The 14740-nt window shown below is 39.9% G+C and carries 15 protein-coding genes and 1 pseudogene; 3 read left to right on the forward strand and 13 right to left on the reverse strand.

All coding sequences use genetic code 11. The annotated features are described in order from the left end of the window. Nucleotides 1-3 precede the first annotated feature (3 nt). The 6 genes and pseudogenes from FUA48_RS15955 to FUA48_RS18680 form a co-directional block, all read right to left on the reverse strand. Nucleotides 4-435 (reverse strand): lipocalin-like domain-containing protein, encoded by a 432-nt coding sequence (locus tag FUA48_RS15955; RefSeq protein ID WP_168197002.1) that lies wholly within the window; start codon nt 433-435, stop codon nt 4-6. Between the two features lie 111 nt (nt 436-546). Beyond that, nucleotides 547-1302 (reverse strand): SDR family NAD(P)-dependent oxidoreductase, encoded by a 756-nt coding sequence (locus FUA48_RS15960; protein ID WP_147584456.1) that lies wholly within the window; start codon nt 1300-1302, stop codon nt 547-549. 120 nt (nt 1303-1422) lie between these two features. Next, nucleotides 1423-2343 (reverse strand): helix-turn-helix domain-containing protein, encoded by a 921-nt coding sequence (locus tag FUA48_RS15965; protein ID WP_147584457.1) that lies wholly within the window; start codon nt 2341-2343, stop codon nt 1423-1425. An 82-nt stretch (nt 2344-2425) separates the two neighbouring features. Next, nucleotides 2426-3169, reverse strand: a complete 744-nt coding sequence (locus tag FUA48_RS18490; RefSeq protein WP_205729418.1) for an Atu4866 domain-containing protein — start codon at nt 3167-3169, stop codon at nt 2426-2428. Between the two features lies 1 nt (nt 3170). Continuing rightward, entirely contained in the window at nt 3171-3914 is a 744-nt protein-coding gene (locus tag FUA48_RS15975) for an SDR family oxidoreductase (RefSeq protein WP_147584458.1), read from the reverse strand. 162 nt (nt 3915-4076) lie between these two features. Next, nucleotides 4077-4343 (reverse strand): annotated as a pseudogene (locus tag FUA48_RS18680) (hypothetical protein); the annotation flags it as partial. A 93-nt stretch (nt 4344-4436) separates the two neighbouring features. Here FUA48_RS18680 and FUA48_RS15985 point away from each other — a divergent pair. Continuing rightward, complete coding sequence (locus FUA48_RS15985) at nt 4437-4793, forward strand: cation:proton antiporter domain-containing protein (RefSeq protein WP_262712755.1); 357 nt, start codon at nt 4437-4439, stop codon at nt 4791-4793. Nucleotides 4794-5417: 624 nt separating this feature from the next. Here the strand turns inward: FUA48_RS15985 and FUA48_RS15990 are convergent. Next, entirely contained in the window at nt 5418-5774 is a 357-nt protein-coding gene (locus FUA48_RS15990) for a winged helix-turn-helix transcriptional regulator (protein ID WP_147584460.1), read from the reverse strand. A gap of 135 nt (nt 5775-5909) precedes the next feature. Between FUA48_RS15990 and FUA48_RS15995 the strand changes: the two genes are divergently transcribed. Both FUA48_RS15995 and FUA48_RS16000 read left to right on the forward strand, forming a co-directional pair. Continuing rightward, on the forward strand, nt 5910-6692 hold the full coding sequence (locus FUA48_RS15995) for an SDR family oxidoreductase (protein WP_147584461.1): 783 nt from the start codon (nt 5910-5912) through the stop codon (nt 6690-6692). 21 nt (nt 6693-6713) lie between these two features. Next, entirely contained in the window at nt 6714-7037 is a 324-nt protein-coding gene (locus FUA48_RS16000; protein ID WP_147584462.1) for a nuclear transport factor 2 family protein, read from the forward strand. A gap of 253 nt (nt 7038-7290) precedes the next feature. On the opposite strand, the gene FUA48_RS16005 is transcribed toward FUA48_RS16000, so the two are convergent. The 6 genes from FUA48_RS16005 to FUA48_RS16030 all read right to left on the reverse strand — a co-directional run bounded on the left by FUA48_RS16005 (nt 7291) and on the right by FUA48_RS16030 (nt 14739). Then, entirely contained in the window at nt 7291-9234 is a 1944-nt protein-coding gene (locus tag FUA48_RS16005; RefSeq protein WP_147584463.1) for a T9SS type A sorting domain-containing protein, read from the reverse strand. Nucleotides 9235-9395: 161 nt separating this feature from the next. Further along, a complete protein-coding gene (locus FUA48_RS16010; protein ID WP_147584464.1) occupies nt 9396-10241 on the reverse strand; it encodes a DNA adenine methylase in 846 nt (281 codons plus the stop codon). A gap of 345 nt (nt 10242-10586) precedes the next feature. Then, nucleotides 10587-10796, reverse strand: a complete 210-nt coding sequence (locus tag FUA48_RS16015; protein ID WP_147584465.1) for a hypothetical protein — start codon at nt 10794-10796, stop codon at nt 10587-10589. Then, nucleotides 10796-12688, reverse strand: a complete 1893-nt coding sequence (locus FUA48_RS16020; protein ID WP_147584466.1) for a phage head spike fiber domain-containing protein — start codon at nt 12686-12688, stop codon at nt 10796-10798. The genes FUA48_RS16015 and FUA48_RS16020 overlap by 1 nt, the downstream gene beginning before the upstream one ends. Nucleotide 12689: 1 nt before the next feature. Next, the gene (locus tag FUA48_RS16025) at nt 12690-13889 is read right to left on the reverse strand and encodes a hypothetical protein (protein ID WP_147584467.1); all 1200 of its coding nucleotides are present in this window, start codon (nt 13887-13889) and stop codon (nt 12690-12692) included. 1 nt (nt 13890) lies between these two features. Further along, the gene (locus FUA48_RS16030; protein WP_147584468.1) at nt 13891-14739 is read right to left on the reverse strand and encodes a phage baseplate protein; all 849 of its coding nucleotides are present in this window, start codon (nt 14737-14739) and stop codon (nt 13891-13893) included. Between the last annotated feature and the right edge of the window lies 1 nt (nt 14740).

Consider the following 14740-nt stretch of genomic DNA (forward strand, 5'->3'; position numbering starts at 1 on the left):
TAATTAATCTTCGATACGCTGCCATTCGATAAGGACAAAGGCATCATTCTCCAATGGTAAATGCTCTACCAAGAGGCCTCCCTTTCGCTCAAGGGTAAGCTCATTACTCCTTCTCTCAAGACCATTCCAGTTAGGGAACGTACAACCGATAACATGCTGGCCGGTAAAATCTCCGTGCTCATCAACACTGTAGGTACCATATAGTGCCAGAGCCCCTTTGACCGCAGCCTTCAACTCTTCACAACTGCCCAGGCTTCTGTCTTCTGTTCTGAATTTTGGAACATCCAGGTCATGTAACACCACATTAAACCGCATATTTTCGGTGAATATTAGTAATCCTCCCGGATTTTCGCCAAATAACGGCGTAGCAGTATTCTGAATTTGAAGTTTTGCAGATAGGAGTTTATAAGCTTCCTCTAGATTATTGTTTTTCATAATCATATCTGGATTTTGGATTATAGTAAATAGAATAGCTAAGTCATAGTAGCTTAAATGCAAAATCACTTCCTGCCAATTACAGGAGCTAAGATATGCGCTGCTGTGTAATTATAGCATCTGCCCTCCTGAGACCTCAATACGCTGTGCGGTGATCCACTTCGCATCCTCAGAGCATAAAAACGCTACGACGCTTCCTATGTCGGTAGGCAGCCCTACACGGCCTAAAGCAGTATGTGATGCTATATGGCTGTTCATCTCGGCATTGTCGCGAACCATCCCGCCAGCAAAATCAGTCTCAATAGCACCAGGTGCCACAATATTGACGCGAATGCCGCGCACGCCCAAATCTTTGGCGAGATACTTAGTCAGGTTTTCCATTGCGGCCTTTGTCGAAGAATACGCCGGATAGTAAGGCAGGATGATACGGGTAAGACCGGTCGATATATTTACAATACCCCCTCCGTCATTCATATGCGGCAAGGCTTTTTGCGTAAGGAAAAAAGGGCCTTTAAACTGAATATCGATTAAAGAATCAAAATCTTCCTCACTGGTATCCGCAAATGCGGCGGTTACGCCGATACCGGCATTATTAACAAGGAAATCAAATTTATCCGTAGCGAAGCCGGTGTTCAACACTTTTGTCAGCTCGCTGAAAAAGAAATCAAATGTTCCTGCTTTTCCTGTATCTAGCTGCAGTGCATGTGCTTTTTGGCCTATACTTTCAATTTCTGAAACTACTTTAAGAGCCTGCTCTTCTTTACTGTGATAGGTCACAATAACATCCAGACCCTTTTTAGCAAGGTTTAGCGCCATATCCTTTCCTAATCCCCGGCTTCCCCCGGTAACTACTGCAATTTTGTTCATAATTATACATTTTTACCAAGCAACACGGCTGTGAAGCTTTACATTCAACTTTGTTTTATACAAAGGTACCTAAGCAATACATAGCATTAGTTGCAATAAACAAAGGAATAGTTGTAAAAATCAAATTATCAAGGCAGCACGAAACTTAACCGGGCTTTCTCCTGTCTGCTTTTTGAAAAAGTTTGAAAAATGAGAGATCTCCTCAAAAGCAAGGCACTCTGCAATAACAGCTACTGGCCAGTCCGTCTCCCTTAGCAGAGTTTTTGCCTCCTGGGCAATACGGAGGTTAATGAACTGCTTGGTACTGAAGGAAGTCTCTTCTTTAAGGGTCTTATTAAGATGGTTCACATGTATGGCCAAGCGAGCTGCATAGTCTTCAGCCTTTCTTAACTGCAGCCGCTGTTTGGGACTATCAATAGGAAACTGACGCTCTAAAAGTTCTATAAAAAGACTTACTATCCTTTTACCGGCACTAAGCACACCCAGTTTGGACTGTTCAGGCATTAATTTCTGCCCTTTGTGTACAAGCTCCAGCACGTAATTTCGCAACAGGTCATACCGATAAACATAGTCAGAATCCAGCTCTTCCTGCATCTTTCTGTAGATAAGGCTGATGACGTCATAATCTTGTTCTGTTATTTCAAATACAGGTGTGGCGCCCTGCCTGAATACAGGTAGCATATCCAGTTTTTCACTTATGTTCTCACTCGCTAAAAAATCGTATGTAAAAACACAGAAAAATCCGGACTGCTCCTCACTAACCGGATTAAAACTGTAGGGTATTTTGGGAGTGGCAAACAAAAGCCCGTAGCGCTCTATGAAAAGTGTCTTATCGGCATATTCCACTTTGTTGGCACCTTTAATGAGGCTGATTTTAAAATAGGTTCGCTTATCATAGGGCATCACAGGGGAACTTGCCATACTCCTATGCACTTTTTCTATTTCAAAAACATTGAAATGACCCAATTGATCCGTGGCAATATGTGGATTATCCGTCTTTATCTGGGCATAAAACTCCGCAAGGGACGTTGTAGTCTTCATACCATAAAGTTACAAAAATTAAACAACCGGAGCTCATCGTTTACTTTTGAGTGAGGTTGAGGCCTGCCTTATGATATAAAAATTATTCTTCTTTGTAAAAAATGTATCCGCCATGATGCAGGGTTTTTTCATCTACAAATTCTCCATCTGCCGTAAATCCGCTATCATCCACATAGTCAATATGATTCCCCGAAACCGTATAGCTTCCGCGGTATGCGCTTCTACGGTTACCCCGTGCCTCATCATAACGTCCGTCTGGAAGCAATTGTTGTCGGATATGACCATCTTTGGTCACCCACATTCCAACATATTTATTATTTTTTTCCATTGTTTTCTTTTTAATTGAGGTCATTAGTTCCGACAGTTCATAAGTATCCAAAAATGCAACTCCGCTTACGATCCTGTTATTTTTCAGCTGCATTTTCCACACATAGGTGTTTTCATAAAGCTGCCCTTTAACTGTGCTGGCCTGTGCCTTAAAATGAAGCCATACATAATCCTCATCACAGCTCAGGCTTATGAGTTTTGGCTTCAGGGGGGTTGTGAAACGCTCCATTATCGGTTTGACCGCATTCTCCAAAAAGTCGTCCTTACTACTATATACGCCGGAAACCGGCGAGCGGCCAGAAACAGTCCATATAACATCCTCATCCAGAAGTTCAAAAAAACTTTCCTCCCCGTTTTTCCACTTCTCAAATTGCAGGGCAACCAGGTCTTTTGATTTATTCACTTCTGTAAGTTTTGCATTGGGAGTCTTTGTTGAACAGGAAACAAACCAAAATGAAACGACGATTATTATAAAAGCTATTATACTCTTATTTTTCATATTATAATGATTTTTGAGCAGTAGGCCTTACCACAAGTTCATTTACATCCACATCGCCAGGCTGAGAAACCACATAGGCAACCGCTTTGGCTATAGCCTCGGCAGGTAAGAGATTGGTCCTGAATTTTTCTATGGCCAACTTCTTTAGTGCCGGGTCTGAAATGGTTTCCGCTAATTCAGATTCGGTAGCACCCGGTGCTACTATAGTTACCCGTATGTTCTCACTTACTTCCTGACGTAAACCCTCTGAAATAGCCCTCACTGCAAATTTTGTAGCACTGTAGACTGTAGAGGTGGGTCCTACCCAGCGGTCCCCAACTGAGGTAATATTGATAAACTGACCGCTATCCTTCTGTTCAAAAACAGGCAGTGTGGCAGCAATGCCGTGCAGTATGCCTTTAATATTCACATCGATCATTTTATGCCATTCTCCAATCTTATAACTATTGATCATCGAAAGAGGCATCAGTCCTGCATTATTTACAAATACATCTATTGTTCCAAATTCCGCTACGGTAAAATCAACAAATGCTTTCATTGCATCGGGTTGTGTCACATCTAATTTTCTATAGGCCGCCACTCCGCCTTTTTCAGCAATGTCATCTGTAATACGCTGTAGCTTATCAGTACGTCTTGCTCCCAAAACAACTTTGGCCCCAAGTCCTGAAAGGTGACGGGCTATAGCTTCGCCAATACCACTGCTTGCCCCTGTAACTGCAATTACTTTTCCCTGAATGTTTTCCATATCTACTGATTTAAATTAATATTGCAAATTTGGCCAGATAAAGTGTCATCTGCCTATTCAAATCAACTGTTGTTGTGTTCAAATCGTGGATATGGGAAGAAGAGGGCCTTCGACATACTGGATAGAATTCATGAGACTATGCCTCCGCTTACCGGCTGTTCATTACAAATACCTGCTTTTAAAGACAGTCAGCTTGGTTCGGGTCATTTCATCTATGGTGTGGGCTATTCCCCCCATGCCGATACCGGAGGAATCCCCACCTCCAAAGGGCATCCAGTCAGCCCTGAAAGCAGTATGATCATTAACCATCAGGTCGTCTTCACCCCCGGGATGCGGGTTGTCAGTTTTGTAAACGTGTGATGTGCTGGCAAAGATGAAACGCGCATTGGGAACAATTTTTTTTGCGGCGTTAATGAGATTGCGGGTACCCTCAAGATTGGTCTACCAAATTAATTATCACCAAATAAAAGCTTTAATAAAGATTCAGTCTTCGATGAATTTCTGCTTCAAATCGGGAAACTTATTGATGAGGTGCTTAATACTATCCTGTTTGCAATGATTGGCCTGCAATTAGTATCAATGCCTTTTCTGCGGGAATACTGGCTGTTAGGTATTGTAGGTATTTTAATTCTGCTCGTAGCAAGGATGGCCAGTGTATCATTGCCAACCTTGTTTGTTTTGGGCAAACTAAGATTAAGTAACCTTTTCACCTTAACCTGGGCAGACCTTCGAGGAGGTATTTCCATAGCTATGGCACTGTCTTTACCTGTCTCACCATTTAGGGAAAGTATACTTTCCTGCTGTTATTTTATTGTGCTATTCTCCATTATAGGCCAAGGTCTCACTATTAATTGGGTAGTAAAGCGGATGAGTAATTAATAAAGTTAAATAGATAGATTTATACGAAATCTGACAAAAAAATCCATTTGACAAAAATGATAGCTGATTATTTTAAGCTCCCGAACTGGTTTATTTAACAAAACTCCGTAATGTAATAAGATAAATCAATCTACAGCACAAATATTAAAATAATTAATTATTGTAAAAGGTTCTTTCTTAACACACCATAAAATTATCTTAAATTTTAAATATCACTAAGATAAAGGTACTCGAAAATTGTCCGGGTAAGTCCGATCGCCAGAATAGAATTAGCAATCAATCTCTTAAGTTATTCTTTAAACCCCAACAGTACATCAAAACCGATAAAGTGAAAACTTCTCCTACACAAAGTAAGTTAATTTCTTTAAATCCTGCATAAAATGGTTTGAAATTTGTCCTATCGAGGTCACAAGCAAAAATCTCTAAATCGATATGATTTAGGGATTTTTTGTTTTAATAATCTTACATATTTAGAATTATACCCTAAGATTTATAAGATTTTACATCGGTTTTTATGTCCCGAGTAATTATCCCGACAGAATTAAATCCCTTTGGGATTTATAAATCAAACAGTTTATTTATATAAAAACAAGAAACTCTCAGCTGTGCTGATTGTTTTAGAATTTAACCTAAACGTTTTAAAATGAGCGACCGTAAACGCTCTTCATGCTCATCTCCCCAATTCCCTATAGCAGCAATTACAGGAATGAGTGTTTTGCCAAAATCTGTTAGACTGTATTCTACTTTTGGAGGTACAACAGGATAAATAATCTTTGAGACAAGCTCATGGTCTTCTAATTCCTTTAATTGTATATTTAAAACCCTTCGTGAAGCATCGGGTATTTTACGCTGTAATTCGCTTGGACGCTTATGCCCCTGATCGATAAACCAAAGCAAACGTATCTTCCACTTGCCATAAAGTACTTCACCTATCAAATCAAGGCCACAATTAAGATTAGGTATTGTTTTTCTCTCATACATATTACAAAATTAAATCTATATACCCATTTGTGCAATAGGGGAATAATTTATCCCTATCTGAATCGTAACTCCGTACTTGTGAGGAACTAACGTACTCCCGAGATTTGTACAAAGAAATTTAAAATACAACACACGATGGATTATCAAAACGAATTATCAGGCAAAATTGCTTTAGTAACAGGAGGTACAAAAGGAACCGGAAAAGCAATTGCAGAAAGGCTGCTTCAGGCAGGCGCAACAGTAATTACTACTGCCCGAAACTTTCCTGAAGACGAAAACAGCCAGCTCCGTTTTATCCCTTCTGATTTGAGTAAAGCGGAAGATGCACAAAAACTGGTTAACGAAGTACTCTCCATTTACGGGAGACTGGATATCCTTGTAAACAACATGGGTTCTTCAACAACACCTGCCGGTGGCTTTAACGCTTTAAGTGATGAAGACTGGGTATCAACCCTAAAAGCCAATTTGCTGGCTCCCGTTCGGCTGGACAGGGCATTTTTACCGCAAATGATAGAAAAAAAGAGCGGTGTTATTATACATATAGCCTCTATTCAGGGCATACTGCCCTTATATGATTCTACCCTGCCTTATGCCGCTGCAAAAGCAGCGCTGAGAAATTACAGTAAAAGCTTATCCAATGAAGTTACACCACAAGGCGTCCGCGTACTAACGGTTTCTCCCGGATGGATAAATACATCGGCATCGAAAGCATGGTTGGGCGAAATTGCAAGAAACGCAAACACTACCATAGAAGAAGCCCAACAAAGTGTTATGAATGCTCTTGGTGGAATACCTTATGGCAGGCCAGCAGAACCGGAAGAAGTAGCCGAATTAATTGGTTTCCTTGTTTCACCCAGAGCCAATTATTTGACCGGAACTGAATATGTAATAGATGGCGGTACGGTACCGACAATTTAATAATCTTTAAAAATAATAACAATGAATTTACCAAAAGTAATTGCAGACTTGGTTGATGCGCAAAACAGTTTTGATAGTGTTGCCTATGCCAATTGTTTTTTTGAAACTGCCACCGTATTTGATGAAGGCAAAACGCATTCCGGAAGACAGGAAATACAGTACTGGATTGACGAGGCGAACAAAAAATACAGGACCGTGATGAAACCTCTTACATATATCGAAAATGGCACGGCAAGTATCTTGTCAGCCGAGTGTTCCGGCACTTTCCCGGGAAGCCCAATTACACTAAAATTTCATTTTGATATTGTTGATCAACAAATCCAGCATTTAAAAGTGACCGAATAAGAAAATACATTTTGTCACTCTCTTTTATTAAAGGCTTAAATTATCACACTACATACCCAATTGGACACCCAAACCACTAAAGGCAAAAATTATATTACAAAATAGCCTGAATAATAAGCTAATTTCTTCAAATCCTGCATAAAATGGTTTGAAATTTGTCCCGTTGGGGTCACAAGCAAAAATCCCGAAATCATATTATATTTCGGGATTTTTTGTTTTATTATCCTAATCGAATGGCACATGGTACCAAACCTTATTCTTTAAGCAAAGTAAATGTGGTATAATCTCCTGAGATGTCTCCAACCCATAATTTATAAATACCTGTGGGTAAAAAACTAATATCTAATATATTCTCTTTTGAATTTAAGCTACCGACTTTCAATGTCTGGCCCAACTGATTATACAGAATATATTCCTTACCCTCATCTATAAGTTGTATATTATAAATACCTTTTGAAGGGTTGGGATATATCTTTACGTTTTCTATACTATTTTTATCTATACTCAGCTCACCTTCTACTTTAAAATTTATTGATTCTCCACTCCCCATATCGCCTCCGCCTTGCAGCAGAATGCCATTATAATTAAGGCTATAATAACCATTGCCCTGGGTACAACATAGTCCGTCTCCATAACTATCACTAATTGAAAACAAATAACAACCGTTAGGGAGAGTCATATCCTGTATATACAACTGATTATCATCATAAGAGTCTCCACTATGGAGTACAGCACCATTTTCATTGGTAAGCTGCCAACTTATATCTTCTCCAAAATTATCTGTAAGTATTTCCAAAACTATTTGATTGTCTGGTACAATCCTTTTAACAAAGTTAGCCTCAAGTATATCATTTTCCTGATTTTCATCACTTACACCATTAATACTTAAAAGGTTTACAACAAAACTATTATTGCCATTATCTCCAAGAACATTAGGCAAATAAAGAACTTCTGCTTCATTCTCACTTAGATTACCTTCCCAATATATATTTTGCGGTGTATTATCATTTATACTGTACTGAATTACAGCTTGAGAGATTACAGAGCTTCCATTATTGACTATCCTTATTACCGATTCTATTCCATCTCCGCATATTGAAGTTCCCTGATCAATAAATCTAATCTCACCATCAAGCGAATAGGTTGGTAAAGGAGGGTAAAAACCAACACTCAACTGTCCTGTATCAGCAGGATCAAGCCACTCTTTAAGTCTGGTGTCAGGTGTAATTCCGGCATTCCAGGATACATCAAACCTTCCATAAACATCTAATGCCCCATTAGGATTACTTCCGTTACAGGCTGAAGCGCCAGCCCATAATTGCCCTATAATTTCACCCTGATCAGTGTAAAGCGGAGAACCGGATGAACCCCCTTCGGTTGTGCCAATTTCCCAATTATTGATAAGCCACTTTATATCTCCATTATCCTCATCTAATATTTCAGGGCTATCAAAATCCCTGCATATTTTCATAATATCCCCTGCAGGATGATGAATTCCGAAAGTAAATAAGGAAGGAATTCCACTCCTGTCCCATCCAGACCATACCAGGTTCCATTCTTCCGGAAGGTCTGTATTTATCTCCATTAGCAAAAAGTCTGTTTGTGCACGTCGTGCCCGTAATGTTGCCCCGCTTACAGTTTGGTTTTCGTTGATGGACTGATCTCCCCAACCTGATGACGGACAGTCGGGGTTTGGGTTTATCCAGTTAAACCTAAAGGTGTACATAGCTGTATCTACCCAGGCATGATTTGCCGATAATATATAAGGTGTACCGTCATTAAGGGTATTATTTATAAGCGCTCCGCTAGCTAAAAAAGCACCTTCATCTGTACCTCCTAATATCATTGTAACTGATTTTTTACAATGATTTTTTATATTTTCTATACCATCCATAAAACACTCTACATCAAAATTACAGGATAGCGATAAAGTCTCATTAGTACTTTTGGTAGCTACATTCTGATAGCCAAGTCCTGCTTTAAATAATTCAAAACGACCGAGTCCCTTTACATTTCCCGGCTCATAATATTCCAGCCATACATCACCCCCGCTTATAGGCCAAATACCGAAATAAGACGGATTATTGTTTTGAAGTGAATCATATATATCAGCCTCTTGCCTATGCCCTTCTGGGTAAGCATATAAAAGTGCCCCTTTAGGAATAAAAAAATTCCTAATCCAAAAATGAATATTCATAATCGGCAAAACCAAAACCGCAAAAAATTAGCCTAATGGATTGGAATGCCGGGTTCAAATTTAAGTCATTTTTTTAAACATCTTTAAAAGGCTTTTTAAAGGCATTTAAAAGCCCTGCTCCGGTTATCGGTTGCAGGGCTTATTTTTTGACTTTATAAGCATTACAGGCTATAAGAAGTAACCCACTGCTTATGTAGCATGATATCGGTATATGTGGCAGAATGATTCATCTGCATGGCTATCTCCTTTTTCTCAGCTCCTTTAAACGGATTCTCTCCACCTGTTTTAGTTTCCACCCACTCACACAGCTCCAATATAGAGGACTTATTAGAGGCGAAATAAAAGTACGGCTTACCCTTCAACACGTCTAACACGTCAAGGTAGTCGCCAAGTTTCCAGTAATTCTTATAGGTTCCTGCCTCTGTAGACAAATACGGCGGGTCTACCAAAAACACAACGTTGGCCACGTCCTTATACTGTGCAAACAACTCCTTATAATCCTTACGCACTATAGTAAGGCCGTCCAGATACCCGGAAGCATTATAATCGTTCTTGCGCACGCAGTTGTATAATGTGTTTGCCTTCAGCTCATCCAGTGACTGTACATAGTTCATACTAAACAGCAATGATGAGGACAATGTTATGTAATCTACATATCCGGGTTCTGACGCTACCCGGCCAAGAACCGCCTCCTTTACCTGTCCAGTTATACGCTTATCTTTTGGGTAGTCATCTAATAGCTCCCGCAAGTCGGCCATAATACTGTTAGTGGTTGGTATTGCCTTAATTCTGTCGCTGTAGTTGTCAAAATCATTATACACTACAGTGGCATCCGGATAAACACTTTTAACGGTATGGCTCAGTAAACCACTGCCGCCAAACAGGTCAACATAAACAGCATTTGCCGGATACTGTTTTAAAGCTTCTTTAAAGTCTTTTAAAAATCTTCTTTTTTGCCCCATAAATGGCAGGGGTGCTGTTGTAAAAACTTTCTTTTTTTCGTTCATTTTACTATTCATTTTTTGATTGATGATTGATGATTCCGTATATTTGCAGCTCTCACGGTAATAATTACATATAAAAGCCACAACCCGAAGACTTACGTCCTCCGACTGTGGCTTGTGCTAATTAAATACCGTGAGAAAGTTTTAATTTGTCGGGGGACATTTTATCCCCTTTTATAATCTGAAAACATAACCCCTCGACCGAAAGGTGGCAAAGTAAATTAAGGTAAGGTGTGGTTTATTTGCCTGAGGGGTTTCTTTAAAATATTAGTTTTTCTATTTTAGAAAGTCCCTCGGTCATAAGGCAAAAAAGGTAAGGTGTGGTTATTTTACTAAGAGGGACTTTCTTTATACCTCCTCTGCCTGTATAGGCTTAAAATCTATTACTTCATATTGATTGGCATTAAGGTACTGCGCCATGCTCAGGCTAATTATGCTGTTACCGTCTGCATCGAGTACCGGGTTAAACTTAAAAGACATTCCGGGAGCATCCTGCCCCATAAGCTGAGCCGCAAGCTCAGGCGTTAGTTTTGCTACTGATTTAATTAGTTGTTCCATTATGCTATTTGGTTAAGGCCAAAACCTGCTAAAAGATTATTAATGTTTGCTCTGTGTCCTTGTATCTGAGCCATTGTTATTGAACCGCCCATTAAGTATTCACTCATCCCGTCTGTTCCATATACTCCTCCAAAACCTAATAATATTTGATTTGCAGAAATAATGCTCGACGAGGTTACTGTCCTTGCGTATTCCGTATCACCATTTATATATCTTACAGCTTCAGAACTATCCCTTACTAAGGCTTTTAAGCCTGTTTCAAGAGTAGGAACTCCTCCTGAAAAATCTGTTAATGATTGATTTATTCTTATAGCTGTAGTTGAAGACAATCCAAATGTACAGTTCCTATTGCTTGCGAGTATCCCTTCTCTTCTGCTTGAATTACCGCCATCTTTGTATAAAACATACATTCTTGAAGCATCATTTAGCGTGTAATTTCTCCCCATTATAGCCGGGTTAAACTGAGTGTCAATATAACCATCAAGACCGTTGCCTTCAAATCCGTATGCTCCATAAGTAAGCCCGCCGTAAAGCATGAATAAATTATCACCCTTTTCGGTTGTTGCATCTGTAGGGATAAAATCAGAAGCATAACTGTTATTCTCTAACTGTGGGTGCCAAACGTACCATATATCATCTAAACTTTGAGTTGAACCCACATCACCATAATATATACTATAAGAATTACCTATAACACAATCAGTTGCTGTGATAGAAATTTTAAACCAACCATTTCCCACATTTTGTATTGTTCCATTAGTAATTGTTCCCAAATCATAATTAATAACACCTGTTTTTTTTATAATAGATGTAGTATCATCTCTTAACCTAAAATTTGCAGTTAAAGCCGTCCCTGATTTTGTGTAAATACTATATGTTAAAGTTGTTGAGTTAGCTATTATACCTGTTTTTCTTGATACACCGGGATTCCCTTTAAATTGAAATTTACAAGCAGTAAAGCTACCATCTGGAGCAGTTGTTTCTAAAGTATTGGGTTCTTTAATATTCCCGGTTCCTGAATAACTCCATCCTGAATTAGTAAAATAAGTACTATAAGTACAAAGGTTTTCTATAGTTCCCTTACCAAAAGGGTTACGCCAGTTAATACGGGCAAAGTTCATTAACGCAGGGTCATTATAGGCAAATAAGCCATATAAGTCCTGCTTATGCCAAACGCCAATTCTAATCTCCTGTTTTATAAATTCATTGATTAAAAGCTTTTCCCTCAGATCGGGTGCGGTAAAATTCTTTTGCTGCGCCTTTGCAAATATCATCCCTGTATCATACAGCAGGCGTTTCTTGCCGTAAATGGTGTTACCCCTTATTATAGTGAAAGGCTTGTGTTTTCCTAAGCCTAAAGCAGCACCATAAGTAGGTGTATAAGCCGTTGGTGTGTCGCTTAAAACGTTTGCCCTTTCAAGTTGTAGACCATATATTTTAAAGCTCTTTGCTGTAGCTGCACTGATGTTTTTATATACTGAAATAGATGTAATAGTCGCCCCCGGTGCAATTGCCACATTTATCCAAACCCTATAAATCCCGTTACCTAAATGTAGGTGATTTGGTATATATACAGTGTTAGCATTATAGGTAAATGCAAAGTCGAGATTACCGGGTACTGTACTTGGCTCTAAGCCGTCATCCATTTTTACGTAAGCAGAAATAATAATCCTGCCATTTGGTACAACCACAACATTACAGGGCATTACCGCCTGTCTTGTTATACTGTTGTTTCCAAACGATATGGCCTTACTCTCATTTATATGCCCTTCCCAGTCAAAGCTTACCTCACTTGTATTTGCTAATACAGTAAAATTATGATTGTTGGGCAGTTCGTTTTTACCCCCGTAAAAATAGATTGGATTGTATTTTATATTATTGTTTAAAACCATGTTACGAACGGTAAGAAAGGTTATACTCAAGAGTTCCGGCAGGTGCAGAACCCGTATAGGTTAAAATAATATTGGTAGCGTCACAGCTCACAGCAAACTGACCCGGTAAAGCTGCCGCATTAGCAGCTACAACATTAACCCATGTAGGCACACCCGGCAGGCCGTGAGGTATATTAATCGTAGTACCTCCCGGGGCTGTTAAGGTAGTTTTGCCATAGTACTCCTCGCTGTCGTCTTTTACAAAGCTTAACGTTCCCTCATCATCGGTAACGGCTAAAGAGTTCATAACTTCAAGCTTCAGTACAGGGATATCGCTGTTTACCCCTAAGGCTATCTTAGTGCCGAGGTCGGTTTGTATTTGGTTAATCTGCCCCTGTAATTTACCCGCTGCCGCAAGTATGGTATCGGCAGCAACTACAGCCGCATTACTTACTGCAAATCCCGTAAGCGTTACACCCCTTACAGTCGTAGGAGCGTCAGCCGTAGCCAGTTTTGAATCAAGAGCAGTTTGTAAACCGTTAATTCTTGAAATATCAAAATCTACATTAAAGAGAACCGTTCCGGTACTACTTTTGAACTGTAAACGACCCGGAGTAGAACCCCACCCGGCTATGCTTACCAAGTTGGCTACAAAATCGGCTACAGGTATAGAAGCAAGTAACTCATCTGCATCATTACGCAGCTCTAATGTCTTATCAACAGAGTTATAAGTTATGCTTGTACCTTCGTTGTTCAGAGAACCAAGATTAGCTGATGCAATAGTGGTTCCGGCACCGTCCCTTAAGCTTAGGGTTGCCGATGCAGGTACAAAAACAATACTCATGCTTTGCACAAAAGTCATTAACGCATAATCTTCCATACCAATAATCTCATTGGCCGCATGCGAATGTGCTTCTGGTGGAAATGAAATAGGGATATTTATAATGTCGCCATAATCCCCGCTTTTACCTACCGCACTTATATCGGCATCATTTGCCTTAGCATCAAATAGGTCAGCGTGTGCCTCTGGGTCAGTTAGATGGCCATTTAATTGAGCGGCCTCTGCCTTAGCTGCTAAAGTAGCCGTTAAGTCCTGTACCTTGTTTTGCGGTATATTGTCATCCTTATGCCAAAAGGAAGTAAATGTCTGAAGGAACTGGTTTTCTGTAGGCTTGTCGCCTGTTTGAAACCAACTTAAAATTGTATTGATGTTTGTTGCCATATTATCCTATTCTATGAATGAAATAAACTATCCTGTGCGGGTTAAGTATGTTAACAGGCTGCGAACCTCCAGTATTATTCCCGGTAGAAGTTACACCGTCAGCAGCTATGGTTTTTACAGGTACGTCATTACCGTAGTCAATAACTTCGGCTGCGCCGTCCTTACGTTTTAAAATGCTGCTGTCTATCGGGTGCGAGTGAGGTGGTAGGTTGTTTGCCGATAGTGTTACCTGTTTAGAACCTCCCTGCCCTAATAGTGTGTTAAATGTTGAGTCGTCAGGGTCAAGACCAACCGGGAACTTACCACGTAAAGGAGTGTACTCTGCCCACCCGGCAGGAATTTCGCTTGCGGGCTTCATCCAGAGTATAACACCTCCTGCCGCCTGAAATACAGCGTTTATACTCTCTAAAGTCTGTACCCTTGCGGTTAACTGATTCACTGCGGTTAGTGATGCCTTAGCGTTAAGTATTGCCTCAAGGCCACGTGTTGGGTAACAACGTTGAAAACCTGCCCAAGAAATAGATCCTGTTCCGGTGCCGAAAGATGCCCAACGTATTTTGTGTACCGTCTGTATAGTTCCGTTCTTGTAAGGTCGGTTAACGTTCTGCTCATTAATAATGATAGATGCCTGTGTTACACCGCCTCTAAACTCCATTACCTCACCATTTATAAAGAGAACACCGTCACTTGTGGTGTTGTTAGAGTTGTTATACACACAGCCCTCTATAATGGAAAAGTCACCCGCTAAAAAGCCCAGTGCATTAAAGAGGGTGTAGCTATCCTGAAGTTCCTGAAGCCTTTCCTGATGCAGTTTTAAACCGCCTGTATTAGTAAATACTGATTTGTTCATA

Origin of the sequence: Flavobacterium alkalisoli (assembly GCF_008000935.1) — a bacterium.
GTDB lineage: Bacteria > Bacteroidota > Bacteroidia > Flavobacteriales > Flavobacteriaceae > Flavobacterium > Flavobacterium alkalisoli.

What these genes read in the sequence shown, in the direction of transcription:
- FUA48_RS16000 (WP_147584462.1), top strand. Translation starts at nt 6,714, where the DNA reads ATGAATTTACCAAAAGTAATTGCAGACTTGGTTGATGCGCAAAACAGT.
- FUA48_RS15995 (WP_147584461.1), top strand. Translation starts at nt 5,910, where the DNA reads ATGGATTATCAAAACGAATTATCAGGCAAAATTGCTTTAGTAACAGGA.
- FUA48_RS15960 (WP_147584456.1), bottom strand. Translation starts at nt 1,302, where the DNA reads ATGAACAAAATTGCAGTAGTTACCGGGGGAAGCCGGGGATTAGGAAAG.
- FUA48_RS15955 (WP_168197002.1), bottom strand. Translation starts at nt 435, where the DNA reads ATGAAAAACAATAATCTAGAGGAAGCTTATAAACTCCTATCTGCAAAA.
- FUA48_RS16030 (WP_147584468.1), bottom strand. Translation starts at nt 14,739, where the DNA reads ATGAACAAATCAGTATTTACTAATACAGGCGGTTTAAAACTGCATCAG.
- FUA48_RS18490 (WP_205729418.1), bottom strand. Translation starts at nt 3,169, where the DNA reads ATGAAAAATAAGAGTATAATAGCTTTTATAATAATCGTCGTTTCATTT.
- FUA48_RS16020 (WP_147584466.1), bottom strand. Translation starts at nt 12,688, where the DNA reads ATGGTTTTAAACAATAATATAAAATACAATCCAATCTATTTTTACGGG.
- FUA48_RS15990 (WP_147584460.1), bottom strand. Translation starts at nt 5,774, where the DNA reads ATGTATGAGAGAAAAACAATACCTAATCTTAATTGTGGCCTTGATTTG.
- FUA48_RS16010 (WP_147584464.1), bottom strand. Translation starts at nt 10,241, where the DNA reads ATGAACGAAAAAAAGAAAGTTTTTACAACAGCACCCCTGCCATTTATG.
- FUA48_RS16005 (WP_147584463.1), bottom strand. Translation starts at nt 9,234, where the DNA reads ATGAATATTCATTTTTGGATTAGGAATTTTTTTATTCCTAAAGGGGCA.
- FUA48_RS15975 (WP_147584458.1), bottom strand. Translation starts at nt 3,914, where the DNA reads ATGGAAAACATTCAGGGAAAAGTAATTGCAGTTACAGGGGCAAGCAGT.
- FUA48_RS16015 (WP_147584465.1), bottom strand. Translation starts at nt 10,796, where the DNA reads ATGGAACAACTAATTAAATCAGTAGCAAAACTAACGCCTGAGCTTGCG.
- FUA48_RS16025 (WP_147584467.1), bottom strand. Translation starts at nt 13,889, where the DNA reads ATGGCAACAAACATCAATACAATTTTAAGTTGGTTTCAAACAGGCGAC.
- FUA48_RS15965 (WP_147584457.1), bottom strand. Translation starts at nt 2,343, where the DNA reads ATGAAGACTACAACGTCCCTTGCGGAGTTTTATGCCCAGATAAAGACG.